At 42.4% G+C, this 15,155-nt stretch carries 15 protein-coding genes and 1 tRNA gene; 8 read left to right on the top strand and 8 right to left on the bottom strand.

What is annotated here, in order from left to right; genetic code table 11:
* Nucleotides 1-4: 4 nt before the first annotated feature.
* Nucleotides 5-1,789, bottom strand: a complete 1,785-nt coding sequence (locus tag H729_RS05320; protein WP_020448977.1) for an ABC-F family ATP-binding cassette domain-containing protein — start codon at nucleotides 1,787-1,789, stop codon at nucleotides 5-7.
* 126 nt (nucleotides 1,790-1,915) lie between these two features.
* Between H729_RS05320 and H729_RS05315 the strand changes: the two genes are divergently transcribed.
* From H729_RS05315 to H729_RS05285, 7 genes are all read left to right on the top strand, one after another.
* Nucleotides 1,916-2,137 carry a hypothetical protein gene (locus H729_RS05315; RefSeq protein ID WP_020448976.1) on the top strand — a complete coding sequence of 74 codons (222 nt, stop codon included), beginning with the start codon at nucleotides 1,916-1,918 and terminating at the stop codon, nucleotides 2,135-2,137.
* A gap of 14 nt (nucleotides 2,138-2,151) precedes the next feature.
* Nucleotides 2,152-2,556 carry a PaaI family thioesterase gene (locus H729_RS05310; protein WP_020448975.1) on the top strand — a complete coding sequence of 135 codons (405 nt, stop codon included), beginning with the start codon at nucleotides 2,152-2,154 and terminating at the stop codon, nucleotides 2,554-2,556.
* Nucleotides 2,557-2,563: 7 nt separating this feature from the next.
* Nucleotides 2,564-4,321 (top strand): M3 family oligoendopeptidase, encoded by a 1,758-nt coding sequence (locus H729_RS05305; RefSeq protein ID WP_020448974.1) that lies wholly within the window; start codon nucleotides 2,564-2,566, stop codon nucleotides 4,319-4,321.
* A 651-nt stretch (nucleotides 4,322-4,972) separates the two neighbouring features.
* The gene (locus tag H729_RS05300; protein ID WP_020448973.1) at nucleotides 4,973-5,215 is read left to right on the top strand and encodes a hypothetical protein; all 243 of its coding nucleotides are present in this window, start codon (nucleotides 4,973-4,975) and stop codon (nucleotides 5,213-5,215) included.
* Nucleotides 5,182-5,529, top strand: a complete 348-nt coding sequence (locus H729_RS05295; RefSeq protein ID WP_187289318.1) for a hypothetical protein — start codon at nucleotides 5,182-5,184, stop codon at nucleotides 5,527-5,529. Before H729_RS05300 ends, H729_RS05295 begins: the two co-directional genes overlap by 34 nt.
* A 233-nt stretch (nucleotides 5,530-5,762) precedes the next feature.
* Nucleotides 5,763-7,418 (top strand): phenylalanine--tRNA ligase subunit beta, encoded by a 1,656-nt coding sequence (gene pheT, locus H729_RS05290; protein WP_020448971.1) that lies wholly within the window; start codon nucleotides 5,763-5,765, stop codon nucleotides 7,416-7,418.
* Between the two features lie 43 nt (nucleotides 7,419-7,461).
* A tRNA-Ser gene (locus tag H729_RS05285) sits at nucleotides 7,462-7,549 on the top strand.
* Nucleotides 7,550-7,569: 20 nt separating this feature from the next.
* Here H729_RS05285 and H729_RS05280 read toward each other — a convergent pair.
* From H729_RS05280 to H729_RS05270, 3 genes are read right to left on the bottom strand one after another with little or no spacing between them, the layout of a single operon-like run.
* Complete coding sequence (locus tag H729_RS05280; protein ID WP_020448970.1) at nucleotides 7,570-8,352, bottom strand: ABC transporter ATP-binding protein; 783 nt, start codon at nucleotides 8,350-8,352, stop codon at nucleotides 7,570-7,572.
* Between the two features lie 4 nt (nucleotides 8,353-8,356).
* The gene (locus H729_RS05275) at nucleotides 8,357-9,409 is read right to left on the bottom strand and encodes a FecCD family ABC transporter permease (RefSeq protein WP_020448969.1); all 1,053 of its coding nucleotides are present in this window, start codon (nucleotides 9,407-9,409) and stop codon (nucleotides 8,357-8,359) included.
* 38 nt (nucleotides 9,410-9,447) lie between these two features.
* Nucleotides 9,448-10,602: a hypothetical protein gene (locus tag H729_RS05270; protein ID WP_020448968.1), complete on the bottom strand. Its 1,155-nt coding sequence runs from the start codon at nucleotides 10,600-10,602 to the stop codon at nucleotides 9,448-9,450.
* A gap of 388 nt (nucleotides 10,603-10,990) precedes the next feature.
* Between H729_RS05270 and H729_RS05265 the strand changes: the two genes are divergently transcribed.
* Entirely contained in the window at nucleotides 10,991-11,929 is a 939-nt protein-coding gene (locus tag H729_RS05265) for a Na+-dependent transporter (RefSeq protein ID WP_020448967.1), read from the top strand.
* On the opposite strand, the gene yjjX is transcribed toward H729_RS05265, so the two are convergent.
* From yjjX to H729_RS05245, 4 genes are read right to left on the bottom strand one after another with little or no spacing between them, the layout of a single operon-like run.
* Complete coding sequence (yjjX, locus tag H729_RS05260) at nucleotides 11,926-12,891, bottom strand: inosine/xanthosine triphosphatase (protein ID WP_020448966.1); 966 nt, start codon at nucleotides 12,889-12,891, stop codon at nucleotides 11,926-11,928. The genes H729_RS05265 and yjjX overlap by 4 nt on opposite strands.
* The gene (locus tag H729_RS05255; protein WP_020448965.1) at nucleotides 12,888-13,091 is read right to left on the bottom strand and encodes a DUF2116 family Zn-ribbon domain-containing protein; all 204 of its coding nucleotides are present in this window, start codon (nucleotides 13,089-13,091) and stop codon (nucleotides 12,888-12,890) included. The genes yjjX and H729_RS05255 overlap by 4 nt, the downstream gene beginning before the upstream one ends.
* Before the next feature lie 51 nt (nucleotides 13,092-13,142).
* Nucleotides 13,143-13,733 carry a tRNA (pseudouridine(54)-N(1))-methyltransferase TrmY gene (trmY, locus tag H729_RS05250; protein WP_020448964.1) on the bottom strand — a complete coding sequence of 197 codons (591 nt, stop codon included), beginning with the start codon at nucleotides 13,731-13,733 and terminating at the stop codon, nucleotides 13,143-13,145.
* Nucleotides 13,730-15,067 (bottom strand): signal recognition particle protein Srp54, encoded by a 1,338-nt coding sequence (locus tag H729_RS05245; protein ID WP_020448963.1) that lies wholly within the window; start codon nucleotides 15,065-15,067, stop codon nucleotides 13,730-13,732. Before H729_RS05245 ends, trmY begins: the two co-directional genes overlap by 4 nt.
* Between the last annotated feature and the right edge of the window lie 88 nt (nucleotides 15,068-15,155).

The raw sequence follows: 15,155 nt of genomic DNA, 5'->3' as shown, positions 1-15,155 counted from the left end.
TATTTCATTTTGTAATAATCTTCCGCTCTTTTCCAGGAATCCTCTTAAGTTTGCCGTTGTCTATTGCCCATTGATAGTTGGCTTTTTCAGAGGGAGCCACCACTATCCTGTCGCCTTTGGAAAATTTCTTCCTTGAGTTCCACTCGGTAAATGAAGACACAACTTTGTAAACTTCAGCTTCTTCAACGACATCCCTTCCCTTTCTGACGCCTTTGAACTGCGAGTAACTGCCGTTGAACATGGTGAATGTGCCGTCTTTAAGTTCTGCAACTTTGCTGCATACGGAATCCAGCAGATATCTGTCATGACTTACAACTAAAAATGTGCCTTTGTATTCTGCAAGCGCGGTTTCTACAGCGTGTCTTGCCATGATGTCCAGGTGGTTTGTAGGTTCGTCAAGCACCAAAAAGTTCAGGTTCATTGATAAAAGCATTGCAAGACTGAGCCTTGCCCTCTCTCCGCCGGATAATGTTTTGATGGGACGTTCCGCATCTTTCTTCGTCATCTGGAGACGGTACAGGCAGGATCTCGCTCTTGACCTGGCTTCCCCTTCCAGATAATCATCTATCTGTTCATAGGAAGTCATTTCTGGATTAAGATGGTCATGGCCCTGTTCAAAATAGCCTATTTTCGCGCCGGGGGCAATCCACAAGTCGCCTCTGAATGGAATATCACCCATCAGCGCTTTGACAAGTGAACTTTTTCCAGAGCCGTTGGGACCGAAAAGTCCTATTTTATCCCCGCGGTTAATATCAAATTCAATATCTTCGAAAAGAATCTTTTTGCCTCGCATCACTCTCATTTTTCTAGCCATAACTACATTTTTTCCAGATTTGTCTGCAGAGTCTATGTCTAGAGTAAGATCCTTCTTTTTATCCGGGGCTTCTGTGACTTCCATCCTCTCAAGCATCTTCATACGTGTTTTGTGAGTTGAGGAGAACCACTGCATGCGGTGCTGTTCTTCAGCTATTTTTGCCTGCCTGTCTCTTTCTTTGGAATTGCGCTGGAACTCTTTTTCCTGACGCTCGATCTCCAAAGCCTTTTTATCCACAAACTGAGAGTAATTTCCCAGATAATGTTTCATTTTAGAGCCGTCGATCTCAAGAATCTGGGTCACTGTTCTGTCTAAAAAGTATCTGTCGTGGGAGACTATCAGCACTGCACCTTTAAAATCTGCAATATATCCTTCCAGCCACTCAACGGCATCGATATCCAGATGGTTTGTAGGTTCGTCCAATATGATCAGATCGGCCTTTTCAGCTCTGGACAGGACCTTTGCAATCATCACTTTAGCTCTTTCTCCTCCGCTGAGCTCGTTCATCTTTCCTGAAACCCTGTCCTCGATGCCGAATGTCTTAAGATGGTCCAAAGCCCGTTCAGCATCGCTCTTGTTCTGCCTCAGGGCTTCCTCCTGCAGCCTGGCATACTCCATGGAGATATCATTCCAGTCTGCTCCGCGGGGCAGTTCTCCCGAAGCCATTATATTCTCCAGTTCGAGCATTCTTTTGTTCTGTACCTCGTCAGAGTCAACATTGAGGGCATCTTCTACCGTGGTATCGTTGTCAAATGATGGAAACTGTGACAGGTACACGATCTTGTTTGTCTTAATCACAAGTTCGCCTGAGTCCGGAACATCATCCCCGGTTATCATCTTCAGAAATGTAGTTTTGCCGCAGCCGTTGGGTCCTACTAATCCAATTCGATCATTATCATCGATCTGCATTGATATATTTTTTAAAAGTTCCTTGGGACCGAATGATTTTGTGACACCGTCTGCGCGGACTAGCATGATTCTGCCATCTCCAGTTTATTCATAAGGTTTGCGTGTCAAAATCATCTTTTTGCGATTAATTTTCGGGCTTTTAAGCAGTTAAAGGCGAAAGAATAATGCCCTTTAAGCGTGTAACGGGAAGGCATGAAAATCACAAGACATGATCTGTATGAGCACGTCAAGTCTTACGAATGTGCTACGGATTTTACTGGATTTCTAGGTTTTATAGACACGCCGATCAGGGAAGTAAGCATAATCAAAATGCCCAAAGGCAGGATAAGACTAAAGTACATAGACGTCCAGAACAACATTCACAGAGTGGATGTCGGCCCTGGAGAACTTGAAGAAATTGATTTTCCCTGTTAAACCGGTGACACTGCATGGACTGTTCAAGTATGAATTGCGGAATCGATGAACGTTTAGATGCAATGAATCATGCACAGTTTGCTGAATTATGCGGTCTTAAGGTAGTTAGTGTGGGTAAAGGCGAAGCCGTCGTCAGAATGTCAGCCGAAGGAAAGAAAAATGCTATGGGCAACCTTCACGGCGGTGCCATTTTCACACTGGCTGACCAGGCGTTTGCCCTGGCCTCAAACTCATATGGAGACCCTCAGGTGGCATTGTGCTCCAGTATAAACTACATCAAGGCGGCAAAAGGAGACCTTGAAGCCAGAGCTGTTATAGTTAGTGAAACAAGGAATACTTCAGTATATGAAGTGCGTGTTTTTGAAGGGGAGACATTAGTCGCCATATTTACAGGGACAGGATACAGATTACGAAGGTGATATTTTGATGAAATGGGATCTTACGCAGTTAGCGCCGCAGGATACGATTGAAGAAGATCTAAAAAAGATGCCCTCTGAGGCAGAAAAATTCCAGAAAGAGTATCAAGGCAGGATAGCATCATTGGATGCACAGGGACTCAAGAAATTCATTGAAGACCGTGATACTTTTTATTTAAAGTTTGAAGGACCGGTTATGCATGCCAGGCTTGCTTACTATGCCAATGCTCTGGATCCTGAAGCCCAGCGTATAAGCGACATTGCAGACAGGGCTGGCACAGAGGCAGCTCAAAAACTTGCTTTCTCATCCATAGAGCTGGGGAAGCTGCTTGAATCAAATCCTGCTCTTATAGAAGATCCCGTATTGTCAGAATATAAACACTTTCTGCAGCTGGTACTCCAGTCAGCTCCCCACAGGCTTTCAGAAAGTGAAGAAAAACTGGTGATGTCTAAAGACCTCAACGGTGTTGAAGCCTGGTCCCGCCTTCAAAGCGATTGGCTAGCCACAAGGACTTTCGATCTAACGATCGGCGATGAAGTCAAAACTATGCCTTATGGTGAAGTAATCAGCTATTATCAGAACCCGGACAGAGATGTCAGAAAATCTGCCAACAGCGTAGTTTACACCAAACTTGGAAATGATGACATCGTCTGGTCTTCTGCACTCCGGTCCATCTGCGATGATCACATCAGAATGTGCAGCCTGAGAAAATATTCTGATCCGATGGAGCCCAGTCTTGAAGACAATGATGTCGACAAGGAGACAATAAATGCTCTGATGGAAGCCATTGATGAAGGAAAATCTTTCTACAGACGATACCTTAAAACAAAAGCTAAGCTCCTTGGCCTCAACAAACTCGGAAACTGGGATCTCATGGCGCCGCTTCCTGGATCTGGGAACATAAAGTACAGCTGGGAAGACTCTAAGAGAGAGGTTTTTGAAGCGTATTCTTCATTCGACAAAGAGTTTGGAGAATATATTGAGGACATGTTCAGCCGCAACCACATCGACGGGGAAGTCAGGATGGGGAAGACAAGCGGGGCATTCTGTTCATTCTGGTATGGCGGAAAGAGCGCTTACGTCCTGCAGAGCTTCAACGGGCAGCTCTCTGATATTTACACACAGGCTCATGAGCTCGGCCATGCAGTCCATGCATATCTTGGACAAAGGGCCCAAAAACCGCTAAACTTCAATCCCGGATCATGCATAGCGGAATGCGGATCCATCTTTGGTGAGCTGCTGCTCACAAAAAGCCTTCTGGAAAAAGCAAAATCTCCGGAAGAAAAGCGTGCCGTGCTCTGCGTAGTGCTGGATGAATTTGGAATGTCTGCTTTCCAGGTAACAGCCCGTTTCCTGTTTGAGAACAGCCTTTACGCATCAATCAATGGTGGAAAATTCCTAGACGGATCTGCTATTTCCGATCTGTGGGTAAATGCAAGGGACAGCATATACGGGGATTCCGTAGAATGGCTGCCAGAAATGAAATGGGAATGGACCATGAAGATGCATTATTACATTCCCAACTACCGCTACTACAATTATCCATATGTGTTTGCCCAGCTGTTTGTTTTCGCCCTTTACCGCTTATATGTGGAGGAAGGAGAGACCTTCATTCCCAAACTGAAAAAATTACTGTCGGCAGGATCGTCACAATCCCCGTATGATCTAGCGAAAGATCTGGGATTCGATATAAGATCTGCTGATTTCTGGAAGAAGGGAATAAAACAAGCAGAGTACTTTCTGGATGAACTGGAAAAAACTATGTAACGTGTCTGCAGAATATGCAGAGATGGCTGATTATAATCTTGGGCGAGTCTCTGCCCATAATCAGTCATCACAGATTTTATCTGATTAAATGTTTAAACTTCACTGCCGCATCTTCTTAAGCTGCTGGACAGCTGCATAAAACCTGCATTCTAAATTTGAGCTATATTATCGCACTGCATTTGTATATATTATTTTTTAAAATCTGTAATATTCAACGGGCAGATCAGTCTTCGGGAGTTTTATTGTCCACAGTTTCCACGAAATTCATGCCTTCTCAGATGATGTTTAAAAATCTCTGCTTAAAACTGCAGTTTCTTAAACGATGCCTTTTTGTTTTACAGCAGTGAAAGGCAGTATGCTTAAACGGATGATATGCAGAATGTCTGTTTTGAACTACAAAGATGAATATTTCCTCTTCAGCAGTCAGTTCAAAAGCTTTTTTGAGATGTTTTTGACTGTATAGTTTAAAATTGCTGTTTTTTACGATATGTAAAATAAGACTACATCTAGCCGTAGTTATTTAAATATATGATGCAGATAAATCAACAGAATGTTCATGGCATACACGAGCATTCTTTGAATCAGAATACGAAGTGCGTCTTGTAGCTTCCCCCTGCACTTCAGATCTGGTGTAGATATGGAGGAGAATAGATGTCTGACGAAACGACTGTAAAGTTTAATTTGGCTTTTGCCGAGCCGCTGGGATGCTATACCGTGTCGGTGGTAGCATTCCTCGTAGCCATGATTGGTTTGGGAATGATGACCCTGGGGCAGGGAGAGGGTATTTTTACTGCAGTGGCAGTAATATTCTTACTGGGTGCTTTTATATCATATCTTAACAGCAATCTGCTGTGTGTACTATGGTTTTCGGAACATTGGCTGTGTACTTCTTAGGACTAATGTCTGGGGTAATGGATGAAGGAATCGCATATCTGACGATATTTGCTGGAGTCTTATTCTTCCTGGAAGCTTTGATTGCATACAAAGTGCAGCCGATACGTGTTCTGCCGATTTTACTGATATTCACAGCACTCGGATTCTGGGTACTTGGAGCTGCATTCCTGCCGGATGTTGCATCAGATGCAATAAACACTGCATATGGTGTATTATTCCTGATCGTGACAATCATCGCCATGTATCTCGGAAGCGCAGTGGCACTCTTCCTTTCTGAAGGGAAAGAAGTGCTTCCGCTCCTGATGAAGAAGTAAACTCAAACGGGCAGCAAAACTGCCCTTTCATATTTTCTTAAATACAGTTTGAATATGTGATTTCTGCGGGGGAAATCAAATCCTGTCTTGTACACTGTGGTTATCATCACTGTGCTGGATTAATATGCACTCTGCCGTGCCCTCTTGTATCTTTTTTGCATTTCACTGAGCGTCTATGATCTCAACAGATCCTTGCTGAAAGTTTAAAATATCAACTCTTATATTGCACATCAATGCCAGTAGTTACTTTTGACCGCAATGATCTCGATGCCTTGCTTGGGCAGAAAGTGGATCTAGAGACGTTATTGGAACGGGTTCCGCAGTTGGGTGCGGACGTTCATTCATATGATGAAGCTACAAACTCGCTGTCTATTGAGTTTTTCCCGGACCGCCCTGATCTTTATTGTGTCGAAGGTGCTGCCACAGCCTTAAGGGCATTCTTAGGCTTTGAAGAGGGTTTAAAGAGATATCCTGTAACCGACTCAGGCATCATTCTGAAGGCGGAAGAAAGTGTAAAGAATGTTAGGCCCTACATAGTGGCAGGAGTGGTGCGCGGTGTTTCTCTCAACAATGCTGCAATAAAATCACTTATGGAGCTGCAGGAGAAACTTCACATCACCATGGGAAGGAAAAGAGCCAAGGTCGCTATCGGCATTCACGACTTAGATAAAATCACTGCACCGTTTACATATAAGGCTGTAAATCCAGACTCATTATCATTCGTACCACTGGCAAAAACTGAATGTATGAGTATGAGGGAGATTCTGACTAAGCATGAAAAAGGAAAAGCATATGCACAGCTGCTGGACGGCAAGGAATTATTTCCAGTAATCCTTGATTCCAATGATAATGTAATCTCATTTCCGCCGATAATAAACGGAGCCCTTACAACTGTTACTGAGAATACAAAAAACATATTCATTGATGTAACTGGAACAGATTTAAATGCTATAAACGGAGCTTTAAACATTGTTGCATGTGCACTTGCAGAACGCGGAGGCAGCATACAGCTCGTTTCTATCGAATCTTCTTCAAAATTCAAAACTCCAGACTTAAATCCAAAAACAAAAGACATAACAGTCGGGGATGTAAATTCACTTCTGGGATGCAATCTGAATGCCAATCAGATCTGCGAGGCCTTGAGTAAAATGGGCTGCGATTCTCAGATTATCGGTGACATCATACGAGTAAACATCTCTGCCACAAGGATGGATATTCTGCATGAAGTCGACGTGATTGAGGATGTTGCCAAAGGTTATGGATATGAAAACTTTGGAAACAGGCTGCCGGCGTCTCAAACGTTTGGATCAGAGCTCAGCGAAACCAAAGCTTCTAATGTAATCCGCCAGCTGCTGATAGGCTACGGATATCTGGAGACAACAACTCTGACCTTGACATCTGAAGAGACGCAGTTTAAAATGATGAGGCTCCCTGAAACTGAAGTGGTATCTGTTTTAAATCCAATAAGCGAGGACCACACATGCCTCAGAGTTTCACTGATTCCCAGCCAGATGGCGCTTCTCCGCAAGAATAAGCACAGAGATCTGCCTCAAAAGCTGTTTGAAGTCGGTGATGTGGTCATTGATGCTGTAAGACACAAACGTCTCGCTGCAGTCAACATCTCTGTAAAATCCTCTTTCACAGAAATCAAATCACTGGTTGAAAGCATTCTGCGGGATCTTTCAGTAAAATATGAAATTCAATCATCATCTTCGGAAATGTTCATTCCCGGCAGAGGTGCTGAAATAGTTTCAGACGGAAAAATAATAGGTGTATTCGGAGAGATTCATCCTGAAGTAATAACAAACTTTGAACTCCGGTATCCGGTAATCGCTCTGGAACTAGATGTCGAAGCAGTTACTGAGGGAAAGCTCGACAGGGTTGCTTAAAGCCAAAGGTTTATATTAAGTAAGATATTCAGACCCTTATCAAGCCGAGGTAGCTAAGTCCGGCCTACGGCGCCAGTCTTGAAAACTGGTGGTGTCTCACCACGGGAGTTCAAATCTCCCCCTCGGCGCCATTTTTTCTTTTATGCCGGTTTTAAGTTTTACATCTTCCAATCAAAGTGACGTTTAATCCAAAGCGGTCGTCATGGGAGATCTCTGAATCTATCTCAAAAATTTCTTTAAAGTTGCCTGGAGATGCTACATCTGCCGTTTTTCCCATATGATTTATTTTTCCATTTTCAATCAGGATCATCTTGTCGCAGTACCGCGAGGCAAGTATGATGTCATGGGTTACAATTAAAACAAGCAGTTTTTTTTCTTTAGCAAGTTTATTAATAAGTTCCATCAGGTCGAATTGGTGATTAATATCCAGATGAAGCGTAGGTTCGTCAAGCAGGAGTACTTCAGGTTCTTGCGTGAGTGCCCTGGCAATCAGGACTCTTCTCCTTTCACCGCCGCTGAGCTCATTTATGCCGCGGTCTGCAAACTGCAGTGTTCCCGTGTCTCTCATCGCATTGTATACTATGCTGAGATCACTGTCGGTTTCCGAGCTCATCGAGCCTATCCGCGGATATCTTCCCATCATCACGGTTTCATAGACTGTAAATGGAAATGTGATGTTGGTTGTCTGAGTTACAAATGCCATCCTTCTTGCAATTTCTTTTTTAGACAGTTTTTTAACATCTTCTCCATCCAAGGTTACATTGCCGCTGCCGGGAGTGAGTGAGGCGTTGATGCACCGCAGCAATGTTGTTTTACCGCAGCCGTTCTGGCCGAGTATTCCAACAACTTCTCCCCTGTCCGCTTCAAAGGATATTCCTTTTAATATTTCTTTTTTAGAATATGAAAATCTAATATCATTTACGTTAAGCGACACGTAATCACTCCCATATCTCTCTCTTTCTTGTTTTCATTATATATATGAAAAATGGGGCTCCCAGCAGTGAGGTTAATATGCCGACAGGCAGAATTATTGTACTGAAACCCGCTTTAGCAATGGTATCTACAATTATCATGAATGTTCCGCCGCCGACTACACACAGCGGCATAAGCAGCCTATGATTGGGACCAGCGATCATTCTAAAGATATGTGGTACAATCAGGCCGACAAATCCTATTACTCCAGAAATGGCTACTGCTCCCCCTACCGCTAAGGAAGTTGCGATTATCAGCGTGAAACGTACTCTTTTTACATTCACACCCATATTTGCCGCCTGTTCTTCACCGGCGGAAATAAGGTTGAGTTCTTTGACATAATAAACCATAATTGCAATTCCGATCGCTATCGGAATCAATGCGAGCTGGAAAGAATTCCATCCGCAGTTGTTAAGACTGCCCGTTGTCCAGTAGACAATATTGGACAGCACATTTTCATCGACAATATATTGAAGAAGCGAAACCAGTCCATTGAAGAATGCACCTATGGCTACTCCTGATAAAAGAAGCGTGGTCGTAGCCACTCCGTATTTTGTTCTAGCCAGGAAATATACAACAATCATTGTTACGAAACAAAATACGAATGCCATTCCTGGAACTGCATACTTTCCTAAGAATCCGCCGACTCCGAATGAAATTGCAAGGGATGCTCCGAATGCTGCACCCGATGAGATTCCTAAAACTGACGGAGACGCCATGGGATTTTTGAAAAGGCTCTGCATTACTAATCCAGAGGTAGACAGTGCCGCTCCAATCAAAATACAGCACAGCAGCCTGGGAACTCTGACTTCAAACAGTGCATAGTTGGTATTGTCATTAGCATCGCCGACAAATGCTCTGAGTACCTCTGATATTGTCAGATGATAGTTTCCAACAAACAATGCTAAGAAAAATGTAGTTGCAAGACAAACAGTGGTTAGTAGAATAATCAGCCATGACTTTCTGCTGACTTTTTTGTGATGATTTTTAAGGTCTTCGAAAGTCTTCAGTTCATCCATACTAACCACCTATAAATTAAAAAAATGTTTTTTGTCCCTCAGATATTAGTTCTCATCTTTTCAGCATCTGTACGGGTGTCATTTGTGTAGAATATCAGGTATGAAGGTTTGTCCTGAAGGAGAGACTCCATATCATGTTCTGCACCATCTAGAAGTTTAGAGTCAAACCCTAAAAATTCAACAATGATTTTTCCCATAGCAGATTTAATTGCTTTTCCAGAACTGCTTTCCCAGTACGCATATCCTGAGGATGTTCCATCTGTTTTCTCCTGAACTGAGTGATACACTTTGTAAAGTCTCAGCTGAATGTTTTCAATCAGTTCCTGTATGGTTTTGTCATCAAAACCGGTGAGGTGGCCGATACATTCGATTGAAGAATAAACTTCAGATATCTCAGTAGGTCCGAAGAATGCGTAATAGGATCCAGTTTTCTTGCACGGCTCTACATTGTTGTCATAATAGTCGGTGGTGAGACGTGTTCCAGAGGCCAGATATAAAACCTCTTTTGTTCCGTTCTCTCCTGCATCTTCCAAGATCTGCATGAGCTTCTCTTTTTCAACAGTCTGAACACTGTTTACTCCAAGGTCGAGATATGATGATTTGTCTATGTAGCTCAGCATGTATTCTACTTCATTTGTTACATAGTAATCATAACTCATGCCGCCTGCTATATGAGACTGAAGATATGCACCCACATCTGCGTTGTGCAGCCCTTCTTCTGTGTATGGTTCTACACCGTATAGTGTGCAGGCAAGGAAGTACATGGTTTCAGTGTACATAGTTCCCAATGAAACTACGGTATCGACTGGTGGTATGATTAAAGTCTCACTTTCATGACCTTTTGCACCTGTCACGCTTTCCACAGTGTATGTTCCGTCACCGTTGTCTTTGATAATGGGAGTCCACTGACCATATTTATTCCAGAATTCAGTATCTTTTTTAGCATCTTCGATGGTAAGTGTATCATCTACCAACTCACCGTAATAGTCTGCGTACATCTGTTCAAATGTAAGTATGACTCCGGGAGTTGCTGAGCACTGTCCCATATTTACATCGCTTACTGTCGCATCCAATCTGTAGAGCCCTTTCTTTTGAGGCTCATCCCCCTCACTCTGGGTATAGACTATGACGCCGATAGCAGCCACCAGTAAAATGATGACAGCAACAATGGCAATTATCTTTTTTTGCTCCAATCGATCACCTTTTTATGTATTTAGGCTAGTTAATTTCACCTAGCTATGCGTTGGAGATTACAAACCTTATATCTGTACATTGAGACAATAGTTCTTAATTGATATAATGTTGGATGATATGTCTTTAATTTTTGATTATGTCTGATCCAGATACAATATAATCTAGAAATTTCAGGACAAAATGCAGTGAACAAAAAATACAGTTAGGAATCTATGAGTGCCTGAGTTTGGTTTGATCTAAAGAATATGTTAATTCTGCTATTATTTCGTAGTTTAAATAGACATAATCGCAGTTATGTATGTAATTTGTATGTTTTTCATAGTTTTTCACCTGAAACTGATTATGGCCTAAGAAAAGTACTAAATACCAATCACATTTCCAAACGATGTGAGAGTAAGAGACCTTCTCGGAAACAATTCACTGGTATTGGCAGTAGCTTTAGTTATTGCATTAATTTGTGGAGGTTTTCCCGAGACGGAGCACATCACTAACAAAGACATCGCCATGGTATCTCTTTGTCTAATGATGTGTTTTTCATTGTGTAATATAAAACTGACTGGTCTGAATCCTAAAAATTACTCTAAAGATATCCTCAAGGCATTTTTCTTATGCATGATTCTTGGATTGGCAGTTACCGTGTTGATTTCTTTCTTCTTCGAAGGAGATATACGGCACGGCTGGATTTTGGAAGCCGCGGTTCCTTCAGCTGTTTCTGTGATTCCATTCACTGCCCTGCTGCTTGGAAATATGAAATCATCAATTGTATCATCCACCGTTATTTATTTTGCAGCGCTGGTAATGACACCGCTGGTAACCTTAATATTCTTAGGAGAAGCCATAAATCCGCAGACGCTTCTGGAATACATTGCAATTCTGATCATAGTTCCGTTAATTGTATCCAGGTTTATGAGGCGGCTTCACATACCTCCTGCTGCTGGATCTATAACAATCAATCTTCTGTTTGCTGTTCTTGTTATTGCAATTGCAGGCTCTAACAATTACGTATTCTTTGGGGAACCGGTTCTTCTGCTGTCTTTGCTGATTGCAGCAGTTCTGAGAACATTCGGAGTAGGAATCGGCCTGAATGCTTATTTAAAAAAGAAAGGGGAGCCCCGGGAAGACAGGGTGCCGGAGATTCTCTTTGCAACTCATAAAAACACTGGCATGGCAGGTGCGCTGGCTGTGGCTTTGATTGGAGACGCCGCTGCTATACCCATAGCTGTGTGCATGACGGTTGATATTGTCTGGCTTATTTATGTGAGTAAATTCATGTTTCCAGTGAGTAAAATTAAAAACGAAGAGATCCAATCGGCATCGGCAGCCTAAATCTCAGGAAACATCTCTCTTTTTATCCTCGGTACCAGAGCGGCAATCACAGCTTGTTCGGAAAGCTGTGTTCTTGTGACAACACCTTTTGTAAGGCATCCGATCGCTCCTTCCCCCATTCCTTTTCTTTCCCACTCATACATGGTGTTGAAAGCATCGCCGACTGTCCAGCCATTTTCAACCTTTTCTCTAACTGCATCAGGATACCTAAATCCTGGACCATGTCCGATGGTTATCTTGCCGGCCTTATCAATTATAGAACAATATTGAACATCATAGAGACCATCCTCTGTTTCGAAAACACCGGCTTCTAAACCAACGCCGTAGTCTGCATCTCCTATGCAACTTTTGGCACGGTTAATGGATCCTTGTCTGGTCTCACTTTCTTTGGGCTGTTCAGGTACTCCCGACTGTACATTTACCCCAAAAACTTCTACATTTTCATAAAATCGTAAGAATGCAGATCTGGTTGCATCAATCTTTATTTTGTTTAATGACCCTACTGCAATTTTCAAAGGGCGGAGCATTTTTCCATAAGTATCTATCTCTCCAGAAATAATTCTGGTGGATGAGATAGGCATACCGTCTTCAGCCAATACATGAGGAACAGTGACTATCTCTAAGGGTTTCAATCCGTTTAATTCTCTGGATACATTTATCTTCACTGCATTTTCATATGTTTCAGGAGATACAACAATAGCATCTAAGAATTTATCATAGGGTGCATTTCCTTCGGGAGTATCTATCACTGTAATGGAGTATCTGCATTTTTTGGATGAGAGGTACTGATCAACGCGTTCTGCTCTCTTTTCCAAAGGCGTGTGATATTTTTTGGTCTTTGAAATGAAGTCATCTGATGTTATTGCTATACAGACTTCATCGCCTATGGCTGCAGTAGCATCCAACAGTGCGCAGTGTCCTGCGTGCAGGACATTAAATGTTCCGCCTAGTCCAACTCTCAAATAACCATTCCGGCCACAATTGCTATGATCATTATTACCATAAGCACTCCAAAGAGCACATACAGTTCTTTCTTCTTTTTATTAATCTCACCTTTATTTTTTGATGCACATTCATCTGAGCAGTATCGTTCAGTGCCAATGAATGCTTTTCCGCAGGTACGACAATGGTTGTGTTGGGGGATTTGTACTTTTTCTGACATGCTAATCTCCGTGATTTATTTGAATTGATTATCTGAATTGGATTATTATGATTAGACTCCGCGTCTGTCTAATTCATTATTGATGATTATTATGCAGTGATCTGCATGATATGAATAGGGACCAAGTGAACAGATCGCTGGGTTTAGAGAACACAGCGTATCATCTTCCTGACTGGTTAAATCTTGATTATCTGAAAGAACAAATGTAACGTCTTCTGGAAACTCTGCTTTTTGCACATCCACACCATTTTCCCGAAGATAAACTATCTTTGATCTGGCTGAAAGGCGGTTAATTACATCATAAAAAGAATCTCTGGAAACATATATGCCCGGTGAAGATCTCATCTCTCTGTCTTCTACATCCATCATCAATGCATTTCTTACGAGTGCACCTGTGGAGCGCTCATCAGGATTCAGATACTTTACTTCAGACCCTACAATTCTGACTGTTTTAGGAGCATCTTCTCCGCCTAACATGACGAGATATATCTCAGCATCTTTTCTAATCGAGTGAGATAGGAAAAATGCTGAATTTATGCAGCGTATTAAGATATCCAACCGTCCAGCTCCTCCGGCCATATCTTCTAGTTTAAAGTTACCAGATGATGCGGCTTTATGTCCGACTACTACAAAGCGTCTCATTCCTGATCGACTCCATTCGATGAGAGCTGTTTCATAAGCTGTTTTCTAAGCTTACGATTTCCCATGAATCCTTTTACAGCTTTTTTAGACGTGTTATATTGTCTGATAAGTTCTCTTACATCTTTAGCTTCCACACCAGCACCTTTGGCTATGCGTGATACTCGTGATGCTTTGATTACTTTGGGGTCTTCCATCTCTTCCTGAGTCATTGAGTCCATGATATATCTGAAGCGTCTGAGTTTGTCCTGGGATTCTTCCATGTCTACCTTTCCTTCCAGATTTCCCATTCCTGGTATCATGTTCATGACTTTCTGAAGAGGACCCATGTTTGTAAGCATCTCCATCTGTTCATACATTTCAACCAATGTAAATTTCCCAGACATCATTTTTTTAACTGTTTCTTCAGCCTGCTCTTCAGATATGTTCTCCTTTGCAGTTTCAAGAAGACTCTGAATATCGCCCATTCCCAGAAGCCTGGATACGAATCTTGCAGAATCAAACGGTTCTAAATCAACAAGGTGTTCGCCTGTTCCGATAAATGAAATTGTAGCATTGGTCTGGGCTACAGCAGACAGTGCTCCACCGCCCTTTGCAGTACCATCCATTTTTGTAATAATTACGCTGGTTATATCAACGGCATCATGGAATGCTTTAGCTTGCGGACCAGCCTGCTGTCCTACAGCGGCATCCAAAACCAGAACCCTTTCATCTGGTTTTGCTACATCAGCCACATCTTTTATTTCCTGGATCAAATCTTCTTCAAGAGCATGACGTCCAGACGTATCGATGATGACTACATCCATGTTTGAAAAATGTTCTAAACCTCTTTTTACGATTCCAGGTGCATCCTTCACACCTTCTTCGCCATAAAATGATACATTGACTTTTTCTGCGACCTGCTTTAATTGATCATATGCTGCAGGACGATGGACATCGGCAGCTATAACTCCGGTTTTCAGTCCTTTTTTTGTGAAATACCTGCCCAACTTTCCAGTTGTAGTTGTTTTACCCTGTCCGTATAGTCCGACCATCATTATTGTCTGCTTTTTAATCGGCAAAGGTCTTGGATCACCCAGAATATTAGTCAGTTCCTCATTAATGATCCTGATAACGTATTCTTTGGCGCTCATTCCCGAAGGCGGAGCTTCATGTAGTGCTTTGTTCTCGAGCCCCTTTGTCAGCTCTAAAACAAGTTTTACATTCACATCTGCATGCAGCAATGCCCTTTGAATATCTTTGGAAATCTCTTTGATCAGTTCTTCATCGATGTGGTTAGCTCTCGTAATTTTAGAAATAGCATTCCTTAGAGATTGTCCAAGCCCTTCGAGCACCATATATACCAGGGCAGTTGAGAGCGAAGGTTAGTTATTAACTTTGCTAAAAAAACACACGCATAGGAAGCGGACGGCTAGCTCTGTCAGA

The organism is Candidatus Methanomassiliicoccus intestinalis Issoire-Mx1 (genome assembly GCF_000404225.1).
In the GTDB taxonomy this organism is placed as follows: domain Archaea; phylum Thermoplasmatota; class Thermoplasmata; order Methanomassiliicoccales; family Methanomassiliicoccaceae; genus Methanomassiliicoccus_A; species Methanomassiliicoccus_A intestinalis.
This window is presented reverse-complemented; position numbering and strand designations above follow the sequence as displayed.